Consider the following 20,249-nt stretch of genomic DNA (forward strand, 5'->3'; position numbering starts at 1 on the left):
CCCGATAATCATCTCGAAGGCTCCTCTCTTGAAGAGTAGAGTCGTTGCTAACGCGACGGGCTCATCCACTTTAACCGAGGAGGTTGCGATGATGTGTTATGCGGGCATTGATCTCCATGCCACGAATAGTGTGCTGGTCGTGATTGATGAAGCGGATCGAGTGCTGTATCAGAAACGCCTCCGCAATGACCTGGCCGTGATCTTCACGGCCTTAACACCGTATCAGACCACGCTGCAGGGCGTGGTCGTTGAGTCCACCTATAATTGGTACTGGTTAGTCGACGGGCTCATGGAAGCAGGGTACCGGGTCCACCTCGCTCATGCACCAGCCCTGCCGCAGTATAGTGGGCTCAAGCATGTTGACGATCAACACGATGCGCAGTGGTTAGCCCATTTACTCCGGCTAGGTTTGCTCCCTACCGGGTACATTTACCCCAAAGCGGAACGGGCCGTGCGGGACTTGTTGCGGAAGCGCAGTCAGTTGGTTCGGCACAAGACCATGGTCGTGCTGAGCCTACAAAGCCTGCTGACACGACTGACTGGCAATCGGCTCTCCCTCCCTCGGCTTCGACAGCTCACCCCAGAGGGCATTCAGGCACTTGTGCCATTTCCCGAACATGTGCAATCGGTCAGCAGTTCGTTGGCTGTGCTGCAATGTCTGGAGCACGAGATTCACACGATTGAGGGCACGGTTCGGGAAGCGGGGCGGACTCAGCCGGGCTATGTGCTCTTACAGACCGTCCCCGGAATCGGGCCGATCTTGGCGGGCACCATTCTCCTGGAAGCCGGTGACCTGCGGCGGTTTGCGACCGTGGGACACTTCGCCTCCTACTGTCGCTGTGTCGGCAGCGAACATGTGAGTAACGGCAAACGCAAAGGGGCTGGCAACACGAAGAACGGCAACAAGTATTTAAGCTGGGCGTTCATCGAGGCGGCGCACTTCGCCATTCGCTATGAGGCCGTGATTCGCCCGTCTTATCAGCGCAAGCAGGCACGGACGCATCCCCTTGTGGCGCTGAAGGCCGTGGCCCATAAATTGGCGCGGGCCTGCTATCACATGCTCCGTGCGCAGGTGCCATTCGATCTGTCCCGCGCTTTTGGCTAGGCGCGGCAGAGCTGGGGGGAGCTGGGAGCTCGCAAAGGGGTTGAGGCCACACCTCGCACTCCCGATTAGCCCCGGTCTTCCCCCTTCAACTCCCTCGCCACTGGCGTGGGGACTGAGACGCCTCGACCGTGAGCCATGATGGGGTTGGCGCCAGCCCGCTGGTAGCCAGACGTCCTGTGCGTAGGTATGCTGGACACGGCCGGGAACCGACGGTTGTCTGGGGCACGAGGTGCCAGGGGCTGGAGTGGATCCCCGACGGGGCTCGCTCCCACGCCTTGATCCTGATGGGTGACTGGTGCGGCTCAAATCCGAGCTGACACTGCTGACGACGACAACCGGGATGCGACGGAGTCACGCGACCACCATGGCGAGGGAAGACGTCGTCGGAGACCTCGCCCCGTTTGTAGGATACGGAGGGCATGATCGGCTGTGCCCTCTTGACCGGAGCCTTCGAGATGGGCGGCCCGTTTAAGTCCCCCCACGCACGGGCGTCCTCACAACAACCGGAGAACCATCATGCATTCACACCATACAAAGCATTTGTCTTCAGTCTTGGCCGTCCTACTCGGGTTTGCACTGGTCTGTGGCGTAACCACAATAACCCCGGCAACGAGTCACGCGATTCCCGTCGCTGGCGACTACACATTCACCAGCGGGTTCACCGGTACCTTCACATCCAACGGGAATGCGTTAACTGTCTGGTCATTCAGCGTACCATCGACAATCGTACTCTGGACTGATTCTGATCCATCAGTGCGTCCAGCCACCAATGGCAACACAATATTTTTTGCCGCGACGCAAGCTGGGGATGTCAGGATTGATTGGAGTAACACTTCATTCACCGCACGCCTAAACCTGACGGCTGGGGGCATAGGTAGTTTCGATGGACCGTTCAATTATCAGCCAGCAATAAATGGGACAGTGCCGGAATCCAGCAGTGCCGCCTTAACAGGCGTAGGTCTCTTGTTGCTGCTGGGCTATGGGTGGCGGCAGCGGCGTCATGCAGGGTTGCAAGTCGGATAAGCCACCTATGGCCCAGCGCTACCATCGCGACACGTAGTTACCTAAGAATGAGGCCTAGATGAGGTCTCGATCATGTTGCTCTTGAAGTCAGTGCGTAGGCTGCCTTTGCTGTTTTGACGTAGAACGGTCACAGCCGATCACGTAATAGATTGCTTGCCCATGAGCTACGGAGGGAGATGGTTCTGTTGGACATGTCCAACAGAATGCCCTCGCCCTAGAGAGTCAGGGTCTGGTTCAAGTACATCGAACTCCGACCTCTTTGAGCTTTGACGAAGACCTCTGCTTAAGCCTGGTCGGATAGCCATGGCCGATCGAGGTATCAGTTGTTGGACATGTCCAACAACCTCTCGATCCGGCTCGCGCGGTTCAAGCGAGATCTTGGCGAGATATGAGCGTGTAGAAAAACTGGTGCTGCGAGTGAAAGAGTTGTGGTGGGTGAGGATGTTCAGATTGTCCCTCTCCCCAGTTTGGATTGAAGAGAGGGACGAATTGATGAAGGACTACGGGAAAATAATCTGTTCGATGTGACAGTGCCGAGCCGGTACTTCCTCCTGCTTCCCATCCGAAAAATTGACGATCAGGTGGTTTGCTTGTTGTGGGGCACGCCGCAGATCTACAGTGCCTGATCGATCCTGAAACATGACGATCAAAGACGGCAGCGCTGGTACCGGACTATTCCTCTGTTTCTCACCACTACGTTCACTCTTTGAAGGGGCGACGGGTGTTTTCTGTGTGCCCCTCAGTTTGGCGGATAAGGCCGACACGGTTGCACGGGTGATCTCCTGATCGGTCGCACACCACCGTTCGACGTCTTTAGGAAACTCCTTATGCAGGTTCCGCAAGTCATAGAGTGTCTTGGCGGAGGAACATTTCCCTGACGTGTAAATCTCTTCGATACAAGCCGGTGGGTCAATGAGCGCCAAGTGATTCGTGACCATGGATCGGTTCACGCCGAGGAGCTCGGCAATGTGAGCCTGTTTTTCTCCTTCGTCCATCTTCTTCTTGATGAACATCGCGAGCTCACGCGGCTTCAGATCTTCCCGCTGCAAGTTTTCGATTACTTGTTGATAGTCCGTATGCGAACGATCGATGAAGGCGGGGATCGTAGTTTTTCCAACGGCTCTGGAGGCTCTGAGGCGACGCGCTCCAAAATTCAAAATCCATCGTTTCGGCTCCGTGGGATGGGGACGAATCGATATCGGTGTTTTGACTCCATGGATCCTAACGCTCTGTTCCAGTTCTTCCATGCTCGCTGCATCGAATTCCTGGCGCGGCTGTCCGGGGTCTTCGTCGATGTCCTTCAACGGAATATGAAGCGGGCGTCCCAAGACTTCAGCCGTCACGGTCCGTTCTTTGGCGATCGGATCCGGTGTCGGTGCGGGAGTCGTCCGATCAAGGGCCGTGAGATCCAACGTCGCGATTAGTGGTTTTTTCATTCCATCACCCCCATCGTATGAGCCACCTTTTGAAAGATCGGCTTCAGATGCAGCCATGCCTCTCGAGAACTGGTTTTCTGCAATGTCCAGATCGGTGCTCCCATCGCCTGTGCTTCCGCCACCGCTGTGCGTGAGGGAATGGCGGCCATTCGGCCGTCCTCTAGTCGAATGAACAGCGAGGCAAAGGCCTTACAGAGTTGGTCGAAATTCGCGCGTTGAAAGGGCGTGGGTTCCACCAGATTCGGCAGCAGGCCGATGAATCGAAGATCTTTATTTAGCGTGCTCTGTATCTTGAGGACCTGCGCCCGGAGTGCTGCGATGCCATCGACCGCTTCTTGATTCAGTTGAATAGGCGACAGCACAAAATCACCCACCACGAGTGATGCGAGCACGCGGATATCCGGGTTCGGATTCGTATCAATGATGGCCACATCGAACCGGTCGTCCATTTCGTTGAGGAACAGCCGGAGATTGTTGGCGAACTGGTTGTGATCCTCTTCTCGTCGCTCGAGTTTAAGTAGGTCGGCATGCGAGGGAATCACCACAAACGTTCCACCCTCAATGGTGGTGACCGGCTCCGTCAACAGTTGGTTGGCTGTGATGGAGGAGATGGTGGCCAGCCTGGAAGTGCCGATATTTTTCGACGTGTTTCCCTGATGGTCCAAGTCAATGATCAAGACCCGTTTCTTGAGCATTTCGACGAGGAAGTACCCCAGTTGGCAGGCAATCGCCGTTTTCCCTACGCCGCCCTTCTGATTGGCTAAGACCAATGTTTTCATCGATCGCTCTCCTTTGTCACGAGCCAGGACGTTGTCTGCTTTCTCACGACAGGCGTTCACGAATGACCAGCATGATGCCTCCCTTTATGGTTAGGTCTGCGTCATGTTTGAGAGAATGCGAGAGGCCGCTCCTGGTCGATCGATTCCATCAAGATAGAGTTGGTTCCTAATCATCTAATGGATTGCTCTCGCGAGTCGAGCACGTCATGGAGCGTGCGGCATTCTGAATCAGGCCTGCTGAACGGGACTGAGTATTTCTGCGAGTCTGTGTGGAAGGTTCTTCTCCCTTACGGTTCTCATGGGAGCAGTATCCTAGGTGAAAGAAATTGTCAATCCTCTTGCCCTAAAACCGTACAGATCGGTCATTGAATTGGGCATGACTCCGAGATGAATGTCCGGGTTGCCTTAGCGTACGCATGATTCCAGCTGAGGTTGAAAGTCGCGGCGACGCTCGAGTTCGACGAGATGGGTTGGATGACAAATTGGGTGAACCAAGCATTCTGTCATGCTCCACGTGCAGTACTGCTTGTAGCTACGGGTGCCGGCCGGCTACCGGCTACGCGTCGATAGTGTTGCCGTCCCTACGCAGCGTGGGGGGCATGGGAAAGAGCGGGATGAGATTGAGACAAGTATGGTCGTACGGTCGCTGACTGTCCTGTGAAGCAGTCTCGTGCGGCACTGGCTGATCTTTGCACGATCGACGGATTCAATAAATATTTTGTACTCCGTCCCGTTCCATCGTACCGTCACAGGTATGCCGGAACCATCGTTGTCGTTCCCGTGCGTCGCGGCCTCCGCTCGTCCCGAATGTGAACACGAACGGGAGGGTGAGCTGGAATAGCGGAGGTGTGGGGTCATCAAGCCTTCAGTTCTGGCGTTTGAAACAGATCAAATTTGAGTATCGAGGGGATGGAGGTGCCTATGACCATCGGATATCAGCGAGTCTTTCTGCTGTTGATACTCGTCCTCATGATTGGATTGGCTGGTTGTCAGCGTGAGACGCCAGTCGAGAAGTCGCAGGCTTCACAGTCGCCGTCGGTCGTTGATCAAGCGGTTCGTCAGTCTGTCGATGCGATCCAGACACCGATGGACAAGGCTCGCGGGGTGGAACGGACGCTGAGTGATGCGGCGGGTCGTACGGCTGATCGAGTTCAGGAAGGCACGCCGTAGCGGGAAGACAGAGGGCTCCTTTCCCGGTCTGGTCGATCTCAGTAGCGGGCTCTTGGGGCTCTGCGTACTCCATCTTGCAGGTTTCGTCATGACCCGTGCGGGCTCAGTGCCTTACTTCGCTCAGCACGAAACTCTTTCTGTCACATGCGCTCATTGCGTTCTTCCCACCGCGAGCATAGACTCTTTACCTAACCTTGAGCCGCGCGGGTCTTTGCGTCGGTGAATGGCACAGACCACGGTCGCGTGGCCACCCCCGAACCGTCGCATGCTATTTCCTCAGGAAGGAGAAGGTGGATGGATTTTGTTGTATTTCGTTGTATAGGGCGTGTCGTATTGTGCCTGATCCCGGTGATGGCCGTGAGTCTTCCGGTCGGCGCTGCCCCGCCTGGTCTGAATCCCTGCGCATTAGTGACAACCGCAGAGGTCGAGCAGGTCATCGGTAAGCTGAGGGGGACACCCAAAGGGGAAACACTGGCTGATGCTAAGTCGTGTACGTACGAATTTACCAATGGCCAGGATGAGTTCGAAGTCTGGATTGGCCCAGGTGATGCCTTCGCACTTATGCGGAAGGATGCGAAAAAGCCGGTGTCGGTGGGTGGCTTCGGGGAGGAGGCCTATATGGAGCGAGGCAGACTCGACCTCGGTTCGCTGGAACTCACCATGAGGAAAGGGGCGGTGTTGGCGCAACTTTCGATCAGGGAAGGCGCAGGCGACGAAGCGAAGCTGAAGGCCTTAGCGCAGAAGGCTGTGGGGCGAATGTGACGGATTGGAAGGTCATGAGGTAGCTATGGTTAGAAACTGCTCGTGGGTTTTGGTTTGGAGGGAATCGGTGCGTTACATCAAGTCATGACGGGATTCACTTCTTACTAGGAGTCTCACGATCATGAGGTATTGTGGGTATTCTTCTGCAGATGCTCACCGGGCTGATGCTCGGTTATGTCACGACCACGCTACTTGAGTCCACGCTTCATCGGGTGATCTATCATGCGGGACCACGAATCCGCCGGCTCTGGGCGCGCTATCCGAGGCTCAGTGGACCATTCAGGCGTGCCTATTTCTCCCATGGCATCGTCCATCATCGGTGGACCTTTCGAAAAGATTTTGTGACCCAATTTTCAAGCCAACAGGAAAAGGAACGGCTTGATGTGAAGCTCGGGTCTCATCAGGCTTCGTTGATTCGGCAAGAACACTATGGCATGAGCTTGAGAGGGGTTGGGATTGCCTGGTTCAATCTGCCGATCTTGCCCTGCATCCTGCTGATCGGTCTGGTATGTGGTCCATGGGGCCTGGTTGGAGCCCTTCCTGCCCTTGTGGCCTATTCCTGCTTGGCGATGTTCGTGCATCCCTATTTGCATCGACCCGCTGAAGGGGATATGACAGGTGTCTCTCCTGCCCTGCGATGGATTCTGAAGACCGAATATGTTCGGTTCTTGAGGCGTCATCATTTCCTTCACCATCGATATACAGACTGCAATTTCAACTTACTGCTGGGCGGAGATGTGGTGCTTGGTCGCTCTCGTCCACCGACGGTACAGGATTGGGATGAGATGCGTCGGCTTGGTCTTGTCGTGGATGGCGACAGAAGGCGGATGTCGTCGACCCTCATCCGCCGTGGTTCTTAATACCCTGTTCCCATCCGTAGAGAATCGCCTGCTGATGTTGATTCCACGGTCCCATGATGCCTTCATTCCAGTTTTGTCGCGCGAGCGGTTCAAGGCGCTTCCAGTCCATCTTCTGATTGTCTCGATCCTGGGCGAGGTCAAAGCCATATTTATAGGCTAGTCGATAATGTTGGTAGGTCTGCCCTGAGGTCGCATAGTGCGACCGGTAATGAGTTTCGAAAAGGGACTCGTGACGTAAGAATAGGTCGGTTTCTTCATGGGATTTATACTCTTCGGCGGACTGCATGACTCCTCGGAGATGGCTGGATCGCGAGTGGTCAGCAGGCAAGAGACGAAGCATCACCCAGGTGAGAGGAATGATCAGGATGAGGAGTCGAAATATGCTGCTAGCGCCCATGGAGACCTCCAGGCAGGGTGCGGGGCACATGATAAGTGAGATCGATTCCAACTTCCAGCCCAAGTTTTAGGCACATTGATCATGCGCCATCGGGAAGCCCCAGCGGGACACGTGGGAAGGGCATGACGTGCGTACGCGACAGTCTCGTTCATGTGCATCGTGCTTGTGTCGCGGAAGTTGCCACCTCCAGGGGCTTACTTTCTCTGACCTCCGTGTAGTACACAAGGGGTCAATCGAGATGTGGTGAAGGGGGTGCACGTATGGGACAACAAACGACTCATTTGACCAAGCCCCAGCTGTTTCTTTCGACCCTACAGGTCATCGTGCTTCTGGCAGGTGTGCTTCTGAGCGGAGGAGTGGCGTTCCCCTTCGGTGGCCAAGTGGTAACCGTGCTTGATGGTGGCACGATTGAAGTAGTGCGAAGCGGAAAGGCGCAACGAGTTCGCTTGAACGGGATTGCCTGTCCGAGGAGTGGCCAACCCTACAGCGAGCAGGCCAAACAAGCGACATCGGACCTGGGATTTAGTATGGACGTGACGCTTCAGATCTATGGTAAGGACAAGCAGGGACGTGTTGTGGCTGAGGTGCTTCTTCCCGATGACAGGAACATGAGCCAGTTGTTGGTACAGCAGGGCTGGTGTTGGTGGGATCGGAAGCAGGCCCCTGATGATACCCAGCTGGAAGCGCTGGAGAAAGAGGCACGAGAGTCCCAAAGGGGATTGTGGGCTGATCCAGATCCGGTCCCACCATGGGAATGGCGGAAGAATGCTCGGGCTACGACGCCATAGTCAGAAAATACACATGAATGGCAGGTTGTGCCGATGATTCTGCGCGAGGGGTTATATTTGCCGCGAGTAGTCAGCGGCCTGGTCGGTAAGAAGTCTTCGAGGGGGAGCGGCGGATCGAGCTGGTGCCGGTGGAGGTTGGATTGGGCTGATCGGTCTTCCCGCATGGGCATGGCCCATGCGGGAAGGAACACTGTTCAGAAGGTGTGGCGTACCCCGAACAACAATCCGATAGTGGAAGCATCCCCATTTGCATGATTCCGCTTCCAGGCCGTTTCCACATTCAGTTTCATTCCTTGTGGGGCTCCTGGGATTAAATTGGTCAAGGCATAGTCCACGCCTCCGCCAACCCGCCATGCAAAACTGTCGGACACGTTGTGTGTATTAATGTTTACACCGATTCCGGTTGTGACATAGGGAATCAGATTTCCAAAATGCCCAGGACGATACTCCAAGTTGACAGGCAGCAAGGTGACGGTATTGACGGAGCCGGTCCCAGGATCATCGACACCATGATTTTCCCATTCCAGCATCATCCCGGCCCGGAACCATTTATTGAGGCCATACATGCCTTGGAAGTTCACCAAGGGGCCGACGGTAGATACGCCGGAGCCTTGTGTGGTGAAGCTCGGTCCGACACGAAACCCTCCTGTGATTCTCCCTTCTTCAGCCATGCCTTCATGGACCCATCCCCCATCGGCGGCATCGGAAGGATGATCATCAGGGGGATGAGCCTGAGCGACGTGAGGAGTCATGCCGAGCAAGAGTGTAGCGGTCAGTATCCCCTTTAATAAGGATGGAGTAAAGCTTGTATGCATGGTGTTCTCCTAAGGTAAGCCAATGATGGAGCGAACTGTAACGGACTCCTCCCGCAGTTTCAATAGAAAGCGTGTATTGGTCAAGAGGAATCCAATCCATTTTGAATGTGAGAGCCACCACGTCATGGGATTCTACGGCGGTCGGGCATCATCATGCGTCATCCTTCTGCGCGAGGCTTGGTGAGTTCCTCCAGGAGAAACGTTCGCACTCGTTCTCGCGCGTCACGCGAGGCCTGTCCGGACTGAGCTCGCTCTTTCCACGAGCCGATCAGCGTGCTATGGGCGTGCGTCGGTTTGCCATCGATCTGATAGGCACCGGCCGGGATGGCGCCGTCGATGAAGCGATGGCCAAACATGTCGCTCAGGGTCTTGTGTTTCTCAGAAGGAGCCATGCAGTCTGTTTCGAACCGCAATCCGTACACCTTGGCGGTGCTTGTTTTGGCGATCGTGAGATCGTCTTCGGATATCCCAAGGGATGCCTTGTCATTGTCCGTGTACCACCAGAAGCGTAAGGGAAGCGCTGGTTGGGCGACCACTGCTGCAGTGACCCGAGGATGATCCAACAGAGCAAGGGGGAAGGGACCGGTCAGGCAATTGCCGATGAGACCGATCCGCTGCCCCGCATGTCGGTTTCCCATCGTCTGGACCACGCCGCGCAGCCAGTTGACGATCGGTGCGCTTCCGTGGGATGGCGTTCCCCATTCCCCACCAGGAAGAAATTCCACGACGCCTCCAAGCCAGTACGCCTCCAAGCCATGTATCGGCGAGAACTTGCCTTTCTCGCCGAACAGCAATGGGACGTAGACGGTGAAATCTTTCGAGAGCTCCTCGGCATAGGCCAATGTTCCGGGGGATAGTCCGGTCATCTCGTGGAGTAAGAGGACCGGAGGTTTGGCCGTGTCGTCATTGAGGCAGAACACGGAATGGGTGATTCCAGCGTGCGAGAAGGGTTGCTCAAAACATTCGGTCCAATTCCCAGCAGGCCTCCCCTCTTCTTTTACGTGTGGTGCGCACATCCCGAGCTGTGTGGCCCCACAGCCCGACAGGAGCATCGACAACACCACGCCATGGAAAAGCGGACTTCGGGATCTCTCCCGTGTCGTTCTGTCTCTCAAACTGGGGCAGTCCGTCTTGCGCATATGGTGTCGATTCAGTCTCATTCGCCGGCGCTAAGGCGCATCGGACGTTGTCGAAGTCGTTGTGGCATCGTGCGCAAGGTCCCTGATCAGACGCTGAAATTCTGAATTGTTCCGCAATAGACGCGATCCGGCTTGAAGCAGATGATCGACTTCTTCGTTGGTCAAGGCGAGGTTGGTGGCAATATTCATGAGGCGCGCCTCTTCCTCCGGATCGGTCATTTCTGTCAGGCTCGCGTTGATGAAGTAGATATCCGCGTCCGGCGCGAAAATGCTGGGAGCACTATCGGGCCTCTGCCTGAGCTGTAGGCGCCATTGCTGCACGGCCTGATCCAGGAGTTGCATGGTGTCTGTGGAATAGCGGTTGATCGGGATATCAATTAATGCGTGGCTTACTCGCGAAAGACCCGGGATATCGTTGAGCTGGTATTGAGTCAGATCCGGAGCGGTTTCCGCGCTCACCATGAGGTAGACCAGCTTTCGAATGTTCTTGGCTCCGAGCATCTGGAACGTTGACTCCAGATCTCCGACGAGGGCCGTCGTTTCCAAGACGGTGCGCATCCCAATATTGTCGGAAAGCCCGCCATCCAAAAGATGAATGTACGGACGTTTCTTGGCGTCGAGATAGGACCGGAGTTCCCTGGCGCGCTGGCGGCCCCATGCGGTGGGCCGCTCTTCCACCAATCTGGTCGGCGGCTGAAATCCACATTCGCCGGCATAGTTTTTAATTGAAATCGGGCTGAGCAGCAGTGGGAGTGCACTCGTGGAGGCGGCGGCGACCGACAAGGGGAGTTGGCTGAGGTCCGAACAGATGATGTTGAATTGCCGCTGGTTGAACTCGAAGCGTGAAAGAGAGGCCATGTCGGAGGCATGCAAATTAATGATGGGGCGCTGGCGCTTGGCAAGGAGATCACCAAAAGTATGGCCATTGAATAGGGCCTCGTCCAATAACTCGGCGAAGATATGGGCGCGACCGAAATATGGAGACCAGAGTCGAAGCCAGTTGGACGGAGAACGAAAAATCCTGGACCGAAGTTCGGTCTCCCAATCCTTCCGGAGAAATTGAGTCTCGAAATCCTGGAAGATACGGTCACCATAGAGCGCGTAATACACCGCAGTGAAGCTTCCGCCCGAAACGGCATTGATAATGTTCAGCTCATCGACCAGTCGTTCTTGACGTCCCTCCCAGACGATCAGAGTTCGAGCCAGCTCTTGCAACACGCCGTAGGAGAGGGCCGATGCGCGCGCACCGCCACCTGAGAACGATGCGACGATGAACAGACCGTCCGAGCTGCCGATCTTGGATGGAGGCAGGTTCGTCGATCGGTAGCCATAGGCTGGGTCCCAGTGGGACAAGGGCGCGTTCATGGTCGGGCGGACGTATTCGCAGCCGAGCAACAGCATGGCGCAGCCGATCACCATCCAGGTAACCAGCGGACGTGTAAGAGCTGTTAGGAGAGCGTGAACGGCCTTCATGAACGGGGGAGGGTACGCAGGCGGATGGATTGTGTCAACTCTATTGGGCCGGATCGTCGACAATCGAAGACTATGGCACTGTCGTTCATGACCCTGTCGGCAGTTGTCTGCTCAGCGACATTGAATCGGCGACGCTCATGGAGTATTGTTTGTGCTCAGTGCTAATACGGAGAGCCCTCAGCGCATCCGACTCTCCTGGATGGTACATACAACCGGGTGCAGTTCGCATCGGATGAAGAAGGAGCCTGTGATGAGTCACATCGGCATCCTCTGCCCCAATACCTCAGGGCATGTGAATGCCATGTTGGCGTTGGCCGATGCGACCCGTGGCCGCGGGCACCGGGTCACCTTTTTTTTATTGGGCAAACCGCCTGCATCGATCGCGGGAGCCGGGTTCGAGACCGTCCCTCTTGGCGGGACCGTCTTCCCTGCTGATGTATACCAAGCCGAGTTTCAGAAGCTCGGCTCGCTTCAGGACCGGGCAGCGCTCAAGCACACGCTTGCGATCGGTGCACGTGCGGCTGATACCGTGCTAGAAATCGGGCCAACCGTCGTACGCGATGCTGGTGTCTCGGCTTTGGTGGTCGATCAAGTCTCGTTTCCTGGTGGGACGGTTGCCGATCAGCTAGGGCTTCCCTTTGCAACGGTCTGTAATGCGCTTCTCCTGAACCCGGACCCTGCCGTCCCGCCCTACTTTACGCACTGGCAACCTCGGGATGCGTGGTGGTCGCGGACTCGCAACCGAATCGCTTGGATGGGACTGAATCGACTGTATGCGCCCATCGTGACACGCATTCAAGATCACCGCCGAAAGCTGGGGCTTCCGGTTCCAACCGGTATCCCACAGGTCTGGTCCGACAAACTCCAAATCAGCCAGCAACCTGAACTCTTTGAATTCCCTCGGCGTGAGTTGCCGATACAGGTCCGGTTCGTCGGCCCTCTCCATCGACCGGCCGGCTCTCAGCCCGTCCCGTTTCCCTGGGATCGTCTTGATGGACGTCCGTTGATCTATGCCTCGCTGGGAACACTGGTCAACCGTGTCGCAGGTATGTTCCGTGTGATTGCGGAGGCCTGTGATGGACTTGATGCCCAATTGGTTATCTCAACCGGGAATGGGGTGTCTCCAGAGACGCTCGGCAACCTCCCTGGGGATCCGATCGTGGTCTCCTATGCTCCTCAGCTGGACCTGCTCCGTCGGGCTACCCTTGCGGTGACCCATGCAGGCCTCAACACCGTACTCGAAGCGCTCAGTACCGGGCTTCCGATGGTGGCGATCCCCATAACAAATGATCAACCAGGAGTTGCTGCCCGCATCGCCTGGATCGGGGCCGGTGAGGCCGTTCCAATCAAGAACGTGACGGTTCAGGTACTGCGCTCAGCGGTGGTCCGTGTGCGGTCGGACCCATCCTACCGTGCGGCCGCCGAAAGGGTTCGTGACGCGATTGAAGTTGCTGGCGGTGCACCATGTGCGGCAGAGCTGATTGAACAGCGTTTGGCACTCAAGACCTGATGACCATGTAGCGAAGTCATGAGTCCAGGCTGCTTGTCCTCATCTTTGTAATCCTTTAGTATCGGCACCATATGCGCAGCATTCACCGTCTAAGTCATTCCACTCTCCACGACTACCTCGCTTCTCTTCTCAATGAGTAATCAGTCCGAGCGATCGACAACGGCGGGCCTGGCACTGGCTGCGCTCGGCGTCGTCTATGGTGATATCGGCACCAGTCCTCTGTATGCACTACGGGAATGTTTCCATGCCTCGCATGGATTACCCGTTGTCTTGGCAACGATCACAGGCCTGCTCTCCCTCATCATCTGGGCGCTGTTATTGGTCGTCACGGTCAAGTACTTGCTCTTTGTCATGCGGGCTGACAACCAAGGTGAAGGAGGCATTTTGGCGTTGATGGCGCTGGGGCAGCGCCATCGGGAAGAATCTGCGTTTCCCTTGAGAATTGGCCCAGTGATCGCACTGGGTTTGCTCGGAGCCTCGTTGGTCTACGGCGATGGCATCATCACGCCGGCCATCTCGATTTTGAGTGCCGTGGAAGGCATCGAAGTCGAGACGACCGCCTATCAACCGTATACATTGCCGATCGCCATTGCCGTCTTGCTCGTCTTCTTTGCGATCCAGTCGCATGGAACGGGACGGCTCGGTGGATGGTTTGGTCCGATCATGTTGCTCTGGTTCCTCACACTCGCGGCCTTGGGGATTCGGAGTGCTGTGCAGACTCCCGAGGTATTTACGGCGTTCAGTCCCACCCATGCCGTGCAGTTTCTGCTGGACCATCCCACGCAGGGGTTTGCGGTGTTGGGCAGTGTGTTTCTCGTTCTGACCGGTGCGGAAGCCTTGTATGCCGATATGGGACACTTCGGCAAAGGGCCCATTCGCCTCGGATGGTACAGCGTGGTGCTGCCGTCGCTCGTCTTGCAATACCTTGGACAAGGGGCCCTGCTGGTTCGCCAACCGGATGCGGTCGCCAATCCTTTCTACTTGCTGGCGCCCGGATGGCTGCTGCTCCCGCTGGTCGTGCTCGCGACCATGGCGACGATCATCGCGTCGCAAGCGATGCTGAGCGGTGCTTTTTCGCTCACGCAGCAGGCGATTCAGTTAGGCTACTTGCCGCGTATGGATATTCGGTACACATCCGCCTCCCAGATCGGGCAGATTTACGTGCCTGCCGTGAATGTCCTGATGCTGATTGGGACCATCAGTTTGGTGCTGTTTTTTCGCACCTCCAGCAACCTGGCTGCTGCCTACGGTATCGCCGTGGCCGGCACGATGGTCATTTCTACGCTCCTGATTTTCGTCGTGGTGCGGCGGCAGTGGAAATGGAGTTGGCCGTTGGCGGCCCTTGTCACTGGGTTCTTCCTGACCCTTGATCTTTCATTCTTCGGTGCGAATGCCTTAAAGATTCCGCATGGTGGCTGGTTGCCGCTTGCCTTTGGTGCTGGTCTGTTCCTCTTGATGGCGACGTGGAATGGCGGGCGTCGGCTCGTCGCGAAGCACCTCTGGAGTAAGATGCCGCAGCTGACCGCCTACCTGAAGGAGGTGTTGGATCAGTCGCTGACTCGCGTGCCAGGGACTGCTGTCTATTTAACGCAGTTTCCTGACCTGACGCCACCTTCGTTTGTGCAGAACGTCCGGCATAACAAGGTGCTCCATGAGCAGCTGGTTTTTCTGACGACCACGACTTCCCGTGTCCCGACCGTGACCGGGAGCCATCACGTGCGCATCGAACCCCTTGCGCCGGGTGTGCGTCGAGTTGTGGTGCAATACGGATTCATGGAGACGCCGGACATTACGCGCCTACTCACGGCATGTCGGTCACAGGGACTGGAGGTGGATCTTGAGGGAGCGACCTTCTTTCTCAGTCGTGTAAACTCCATTGCGACACCGAAGCCTGGTATGGCGCTGTGGCGAGAACGGCTCTTCGTCTTTCTCAGCCGTAACTCCCAGCGCGCGAGTTCGTTCTTCCACATTCCCGCCGACCAAGTCGTCGAGATCGGTGTGGTGGTGGAGATCTGACAGGATGTTGGGAAAATCATCGGGTTTCATTCTCGCATCGCTCAGAGGCTTAATAAATGCGGGATGCAGTGCGCCTCGCCTGTTCACTTGCTGCGGTCTTAGCTAGCGTCCTTTACTCAGTCTGCGATCTTCAGTGGGGCGAGAGTGATCAGGAATCAACATAGTTTTTCGATACTCTGGAGCTCTCAGAGACTGTCTGATAGTACAGTGCTTTCGATCGACCACTGAGGCTTTCAGGTCACGACTCTCTATGAGGTTAAGGCTTCGACCGTCCGAGTCAGAACGGCGACATGTGCTCTGGCAGTTTGACCATTGAGCGTAGAGCCTTCATGGCTCCGAACTCACCGGCGTCTGTTGCACCGAGCAGGACCAGCAGTCGGTCAAAGTCCTTCATCATCGACAGCGGGAGTGCGTATTGGTCTAGGAGTTGTCCGTCCTGGTTCACCACACGCAGTTCAATCCAGGCTAAGGCACGACCTAGCAGCACATGCTCATTTCCTTCACCCAACTGTCTCGTTCGTCTTTTTGTGCGAAGCGGACGCACCGTCCGTTGACCGGTGGCATTGAAGAGCGCGACGGCTTCTCGTTTTTTGAAGCCACGAGCCTTCAATACAGAGGCGTGGCAGGCAAGCAAGACCTCTTGGGCTGCGGCCGCATCTGAAAAATCCGGTTCAATCAGCTTCGGAGCGAACGCATCGGAAAATTGAGCCAGAATCGGACAGATCACGATGCGATAGCCAAAACGTAACAGCCGGATTGCCCAAGGCAGGAGGATGATGCAGGGAACCAAGAGCAAGATGCCCAGAATTGCCGCCACCAGGGGGCTCAGTAGGAAGTAAATGGCCAGGAAGGCCAGAGAGAACACGACCTTGCAGGTCTCGAACAGCAGATCGATGAATGGGATTGGGCTGAGCCAGATGAGCACATCCAGGGCCAACCTGGTGAGCATCATCGTGCCCAGTGAGATGAGCGCGGCCAGAATCAGGATGGCCGTGCTGGATTCAAAGCCCGAGAATAGACCTGCCTGCACGATTGAAGCATGCAGCTCCGACGAAGATGCCGTCAGACCGTTTGGCGTCAGGGCATCCGCGCCAATCATGAGGTAGATGAGGCCGACGGCGATATCCTCGGCGATACGAACGAATTTCCCAAAGGCTCCTCGAATTTTTCCTGAGTTGACCAGCCAGGTGAGCCCAGCGAGGAGGGCGAACGTGCCAAACACCCACCAATTCACATATTGTTTGGCCTGACGGACCAACGAATTTTGTCGAATCTGTTGGAGGAGCCGCAATTCCGATTTGGCAAACACCGGCTCATCCACGAGCAACGCCGTTCCGGTTAAGACCGCGAGGCCCAGAAACGGGGTGGAGGCGATGGCCGGCAGTGGCCCAAAGACCTCAATGAGCTTCTTATTCAGGTAATCCACTTGTGGACTCTGCCCATTCGGTGAACTCGTCGTGTCGTCGGCCCCATGCGACTGTGACGCTCCACAGCCTGTGACAAAAATTACAGCGAGTATCAGTCCAAACAGCTTTGACCAACGAGACAGGTCCCGCATCGCGACCCTCCCACTATTCACATCCGAAAGAAGCCTTCCAGCGAGGCTACGAGTAGTTGATAGACCTCGAAGCGGAAATGGACGTCATGATACCAAGAAAATGGACACGTGTGGTCCTCTCCCAATTGGCTTGCTGCGCCCGCATCGGATGGAGGTCGTGTATCTGATTCGATACGGCATGCTATCCAAATTGATACAGTTCAATCCTCTGTCAAAGGCGGTAATCCGTAAACACCGCGGAGATATTGACTTCCATCGATGTGGCTCACAACTTGCTGCAAGAGGTCCTCATGGGGATGAGTTGATGAGTAAGGTTGGAGCATGCTTCGAACGCACGACATGAAACTAGAGTGACCGGTCGGCATCTTGTCGATGCCCCAGAAGCCAAAGACGGAGGTGATACATGCCGCTAAAACGATACGGAGTATTGAAAGGAAGAGTGATTGCCGCCAAGCGGGAAGAAGACCAATCCTCTCCTCATTATCAGATTCATATCCAGGCTGGCTCGACGCACTACCGCATCGCGGTCAATGTGAAGTCTCAGCTCAGCCCCTCCGAGCTGCTGTTTCTGGTCGATGACCGTTTCCACCATCCCATCACCGCCGACCTACCAAGCCTGGAGGATGAGTTTACCCTGCTGTCGAGCAAGCCCGGTGGACAGGCCGTGGACTTCATTCGCGGCAATCTCTTCGATCGATCGGATATGCGGTTGCTTCCCCCGAATCTTCCCGGCCCGGATAACGATCTGAGTGATCGAATTGAACATTACGTCAAGCGTGCCATGCAGGAAGAGGATGCCCGTGTCTATGCGTTTGGGGAGCGCTGGGGGCCGGAGGGCGGGAAAGCGGACAAGATTTTTGGATTTCGACCAGGGAATGGGATTCATGACATTCATATGAATCAGGGAAATGACATGTCCCACAAAAGTGACGATGGCGTGTGGCAAGACGGAGCCCTGATGTTTCACTTCCCTTCTTCTCAACAATGGGTTGCAGTGTTTCTGGCGTTTCAGTCTCAAGCCTGGCATACCGATGATCATACCGGCCACGCCATTGTCGATGTGCCGACCGAGCTGGATCATGTCATCCGAATCGTCGGTGCGCTGGTGAACCCGGGTGGTCCCTCTCCAGAACGGGAAACGGTGACGCTGCTCAATGCGTCACCGACTGCCATTGATCTCTCAGGCTGGCAGATCGCAGACCGGTTGAAAAACAAAATGACGCTATCCGGTACGATTCACTCCGGTGCCGCGATCACGGTCAAGCTGTCACAAGATGTACAACTCGGGAATAAGGGAGGCATGATCACGCTGCTCAGTCGCAAAGGATTGAAAGTGGACGGGGTGTCGTACACGGCGCAGCAGGCGCAGCAGGAAGGCTGGACGATTGTGTTCTAGCCATAGGTGCAACGTTGGGCTCCACTGCTCAAGAGGTGGGGCCCAGGTCGGATTTGAGAGTCGGTGTTGGTCTGGACAGGCTTATTGTGTGGTAGGGAGCGTTGCAGCTTTTGCTAACACCTCCTTGGCATCAAGCAGATCCGGAACCCCCACGGGTTTTGGGTTCTTGTACAGTGTCACCGTCATGGCTGTTCGGCGCCAGAGCCCCAACACGTCTAATCGTCCACCTTGGTAAAAGTAGTCGTACCCCTCGCGGAGTGTCAGCTCTGCACAACGGCGGCGGAGATACGCGTCCAGCTGTGCTTGCGCCGTGAAGGCGCTCGTCCGATATTCCACCCGGTACGCGTTCTCTTTGAGCTGCTCAATGACATCATCTCCAGCCTCACCAAGCGGTGTGTAGTGCCCGGTGGCACATCCAGGTAGAGTGGCAACCAGCACCAACAATAGGAACTCTGTTTTCCATGGATAGGTTCGCATGAAGTAACATCGTAGCGAGACGAGTCGGCGAGATCAATGGCAGCTTTACAGCACTGCCGACTCAGCGGTGGATCCATGAGTCAGAAGTAGAGGGGACAATGAAGGTACTGAGCAAGGCGTGACTCCATGTTGCTTGGTTTCATTGCGTTGCCGAATCCCAATAATGTCCAATATCTTTGCCATTGGAGCCAAAATTATCTCTTGCTCTTTAGCGTCTCGTCGTTCCTCGGATTCGGGGAGAACTCATTCTTGTCTGGTTTATCCTGCTCGTTCCCTCTGACCCAGTCAGACTTCAAGAAGTTTGACAACCCTTCGGCCCGGTATGTGTGCTTGGGTAGCAATAAAGCATAGCGTGTTTTTTCAGGCTCTTTCTCCTCTTTCTGAACAACAACGATTTCAAGATCTTGCAGGCCTTCATCTCGACCACTATAGGCTCGTAGAAACATCGACCGGATGGCCACATCTTCGGGAGGGAACGAATATCCGACAATGAACCACTGGCTAGCTCGACGTAAGACATCCAGCGCATTACGCCAGATTTCAAGTAAGATCGGATCACGCACATCTCGCACGAATGATGGCGAGACAATCACCGCCCGGAGAGGCGAATTGCCACAATGGCATTGAGTGGCACCATTCTCTTCCAATGCCTTAAGGAAGAGCGTTTGGGCAGGATCTTGCTTCCCATCGTCAGCGGAAAGAAAGGAAAGGTATGCGATAGGTCCCACGGGATTGACGTAGATCGTGTCACAGAGGTCACACCGAAGCCAGTTCAGGGAGCCGTGCAGTTTGTACACTCCGATGTGCGCTCTTGTCGGACGGTGATAGATCTTCCCTTCAACAGGCTCTCGGACGCCCGTGCCGAAATCAACTTCACTGAATACTTGGTGGTAGCCTAATCGTTTGTAGATTTCCTGTTCTACCTCTATATCATAATTGGTTGAAATCAGAGTGACTCGTCCTTTACGTGCGATCCCCATGACCCAATCAACAATCCCCTGTACCTCTGACTCAGATTCAGGTAGTCGCTGGGACAGCAGATTGAGCTTCGTTGTTGTGTCCCATTCAGTGCGAACGCGGTCTGGCATATCCTTCATCCGCAGCCTGGTGGGTTCTTCGTTGCGTACGAGAAGTTCAAAAATAGCACGTTCCAGGAGTGTCCGCCCCTGTGATAGATCTTCCAGCCCAAATTTCGGGATTGGTGCATTAGTAGACCGAAGGAGAAAATCAATGCTGGAGAGAAGATCCGTCACTGGAGGAATGGGTTTGTGTAGTAATTCCTCGTCAGAAGCGCTGTTCATCATCTCGCTGAGACCAGGAAGAACGGCCTGAAGGCATCTATTCAGTTGCTCAATCGCAGTGACATTTCCAGCGAAGAGAGTATTCTTGCGCAGGCGAGTGAGTATCTTGGGAATAATCTCGTTTGCCAGGGGGAGGCCAATCGCTTTCGACGCTCCCGCTCCAAGGAAAACGACAGCTTCTTCCATAGTTAGATCTTCCCCTTCCCTTAGCTGACAGTGGTCTTTTGATATCCGTGCTAAGGAA

Annotated in this window: 18 protein-coding genes; 9 read left to right on the forward strand and 9 right to left on the reverse strand. The window is 55.6% G+C overall.

The window, feature by feature from the left end:
• Positions 1-88 precede the first annotated feature (88 nt).
• Complete coding sequence (locus COMA1_RS16815; protein WP_090750700.1) at positions 89-1,105, forward strand: IS110 family RNA-guided transposase; 1,017 nt, start codon at positions 89-91, stop codon at positions 1,103-1,105.
• Between the two features lie 516 nt (positions 1,106-1,621).
• Positions 1,622-2,128 carry a hypothetical protein gene (locus tag COMA1_RS20690; RefSeq protein ID WP_141654386.1) on the forward strand — a complete coding sequence of 169 codons (507 nt, stop codon included), beginning with the start codon at positions 1,622-1,624 and terminating at the stop codon, positions 2,126-2,128.
• 500 nt (positions 2,129-2,628) lie between these two features.
• Here COMA1_RS20690 and COMA1_RS16825 read toward each other — a convergent pair whose 3' ends face one another.
• Together COMA1_RS16825 and COMA1_RS16830 are read right to left on the reverse strand one after the other, a co-directional pair.
• Positions 2,629-3,564, reverse strand: coding sequence for a ParB/RepB/Spo0J family partition protein (locus COMA1_RS16825; protein ID WP_176698136.1), 936 nt, complete (start codon positions 3,562-3,564; stop codon positions 2,629-2,631).
• Entirely contained in the window at positions 3,561-4,343 is a 783-nt protein-coding gene (locus COMA1_RS16830; RefSeq protein ID WP_090750703.1) for a ParA family protein, read from the reverse strand. The genes COMA1_RS16825 and COMA1_RS16830 overlap by 4 nt, the downstream gene beginning before the upstream one ends.
• Positions 4,344-5,264: 921 nt before the next feature.
• Between COMA1_RS16830 and COMA1_RS16835 the strand changes: the two genes are divergently transcribed.
• The 3 genes from COMA1_RS16835 (at position 5,265) to COMA1_RS16845 (ending at position 7,135) form a co-directional block, all read left to right on the forward strand.
• Positions 5,265-5,513 (forward strand): hypothetical protein, encoded by a 249-nt coding sequence (locus COMA1_RS16835; RefSeq protein ID WP_090750704.1) that lies wholly within the window; start codon positions 5,265-5,267, stop codon positions 5,511-5,513.
• A 294-nt stretch (positions 5,514-5,807) separates the two neighbouring features.
• Positions 5,808-6,275, forward strand: a complete 468-nt coding sequence (locus COMA1_RS16840; protein ID WP_090750705.1) for a DUF3558 domain-containing protein — start codon at positions 5,808-5,810, stop codon at positions 6,273-6,275.
• Between the two features lie 131 nt (positions 6,276-6,406).
• Entirely contained in the window at positions 6,407-7,135 is a 729-nt protein-coding gene (locus COMA1_RS16845) for a hypothetical protein (protein WP_090750706.1), read from the forward strand.
• Here the strand turns inward: COMA1_RS16845 and COMA1_RS16850 are convergent.
• On the reverse strand, positions 7,116-7,532 hold the full coding sequence (locus tag COMA1_RS16850; protein WP_090750707.1) for a hypothetical protein: 417 nt from the start codon (positions 7,530-7,532) through the stop codon (positions 7,116-7,118). The genes COMA1_RS16845 and COMA1_RS16850 overlap by 20 nt on opposite strands.
• A gap of 260 nt (positions 7,533-7,792) precedes the next feature.
• Here COMA1_RS16850 and COMA1_RS16855 point away from each other — a divergent pair, with 260 nt between their 5' ends.
• Positions 7,793-8,320 (forward strand): thermonuclease family protein, encoded by a 528-nt coding sequence (locus COMA1_RS16855; RefSeq protein WP_090750708.1) that lies wholly within the window; start codon positions 7,793-7,795, stop codon positions 8,318-8,320.
• 194 nt (positions 8,321-8,514) lie between these two features.
• On the opposite strand, the gene COMA1_RS16860 is transcribed toward COMA1_RS16855, so the two are convergent.
• The 3 genes from COMA1_RS16860 to COMA1_RS16870 all read right to left on the reverse strand — a co-directional run bounded on the left by COMA1_RS16860 (position 8,515) and on the right by COMA1_RS16870 (position 11,693).
• On the reverse strand, positions 8,515-9,135 hold the full coding sequence (locus tag COMA1_RS16860; protein WP_090750709.1) for an outer membrane beta-barrel protein: 621 nt from the start codon (positions 9,133-9,135) through the stop codon (positions 8,515-8,517).
• 158 nt (positions 9,136-9,293) lie between these two features.
• On the reverse strand, positions 9,294-10,187 hold the full coding sequence (locus COMA1_RS16865; RefSeq protein ID WP_141654387.1) for a hypothetical protein: 894 nt from the start codon (positions 10,185-10,187) through the stop codon (positions 9,294-9,296).
• A 117-nt stretch (positions 10,188-10,304) separates the two neighbouring features.
• Positions 10,305-11,693: a patatin-like phospholipase family protein gene (locus tag COMA1_RS16870; protein WP_176698137.1), complete on the reverse strand. Its 1,389-nt coding sequence runs from the start codon at positions 11,691-11,693 to the stop codon at positions 10,305-10,307.
• A 304-nt stretch (positions 11,694-11,997) separates the two neighbouring features.
• Between COMA1_RS16870 and COMA1_RS16875 the strand changes: the two genes are divergently transcribed.
• Together COMA1_RS16875 and COMA1_RS16880 are read left to right on the forward strand one after the other, a co-directional pair.
• The gene (locus COMA1_RS16875; RefSeq protein ID WP_176698138.1) at positions 11,998-13,257 is read left to right on the forward strand and encodes a glycosyltransferase; all 1,260 of its coding nucleotides are present in this window, start codon (positions 11,998-12,000) and stop codon (positions 13,255-13,257) included.
• 132 nt (positions 13,258-13,389) lie between these two features.
• Positions 13,390-15,273, forward strand: coding sequence for a potassium transporter Kup (locus tag COMA1_RS16880; protein WP_090750713.1), 1,884 nt, complete (start codon positions 13,390-13,392; stop codon positions 15,271-15,273).
• 277 nt (positions 15,274-15,550) lie between these two features.
• On the opposite strand, the gene COMA1_RS16885 is transcribed toward COMA1_RS16880, so the two are convergent.
• Positions 15,551-16,831 (reverse strand): hypothetical protein, encoded by a 1,281-nt coding sequence (locus COMA1_RS16885; protein ID WP_090750714.1) that lies wholly within the window; start codon positions 16,829-16,831, stop codon positions 15,551-15,553.
• Between the two features lie 403 nt (positions 16,832-17,234).
• Between COMA1_RS16885 and COMA1_RS16895 the strand changes: the two genes are divergently transcribed.
• On the forward strand, positions 17,235-18,227 hold the full coding sequence (locus COMA1_RS16895; RefSeq protein WP_090750716.1) for a DUF2278 family protein: 993 nt from the start codon (positions 17,235-17,237) through the stop codon (positions 18,225-18,227).
• Between the two features lie 81 nt (positions 18,228-18,308).
• On the opposite strand, the gene COMA1_RS16900 is transcribed toward COMA1_RS16895, so the two are convergent.
• Both COMA1_RS16900 and COMA1_RS16905 read right to left on the reverse strand, forming a co-directional pair.
• The gene (locus COMA1_RS16900; RefSeq protein ID WP_090750717.1) at positions 18,309-18,704 is read right to left on the reverse strand and encodes a CC0125/CC1285 family lipoprotein; all 396 of its coding nucleotides are present in this window, start codon (positions 18,702-18,704) and stop codon (positions 18,309-18,311) included.
• 194 nt (positions 18,705-18,898) lie between these two features.
• On the reverse strand, positions 18,899-20,191 hold the full coding sequence (locus tag COMA1_RS16905) for a hypothetical protein (RefSeq protein WP_090750718.1): 1,293 nt from the start codon (positions 20,189-20,191) through the stop codon (positions 18,899-18,901).
• Positions 20,192-20,249 lie beyond the last annotated feature (58 nt).

It is taken from the genome of Candidatus Nitrospira nitrosa (genome assembly GCF_001458735.1).
Classification (GTDB): Bacteria; Nitrospirota; Nitrospiria; order Nitrospirales; family Nitrospiraceae; genus Nitrospira_D; species Nitrospira_D nitrosa.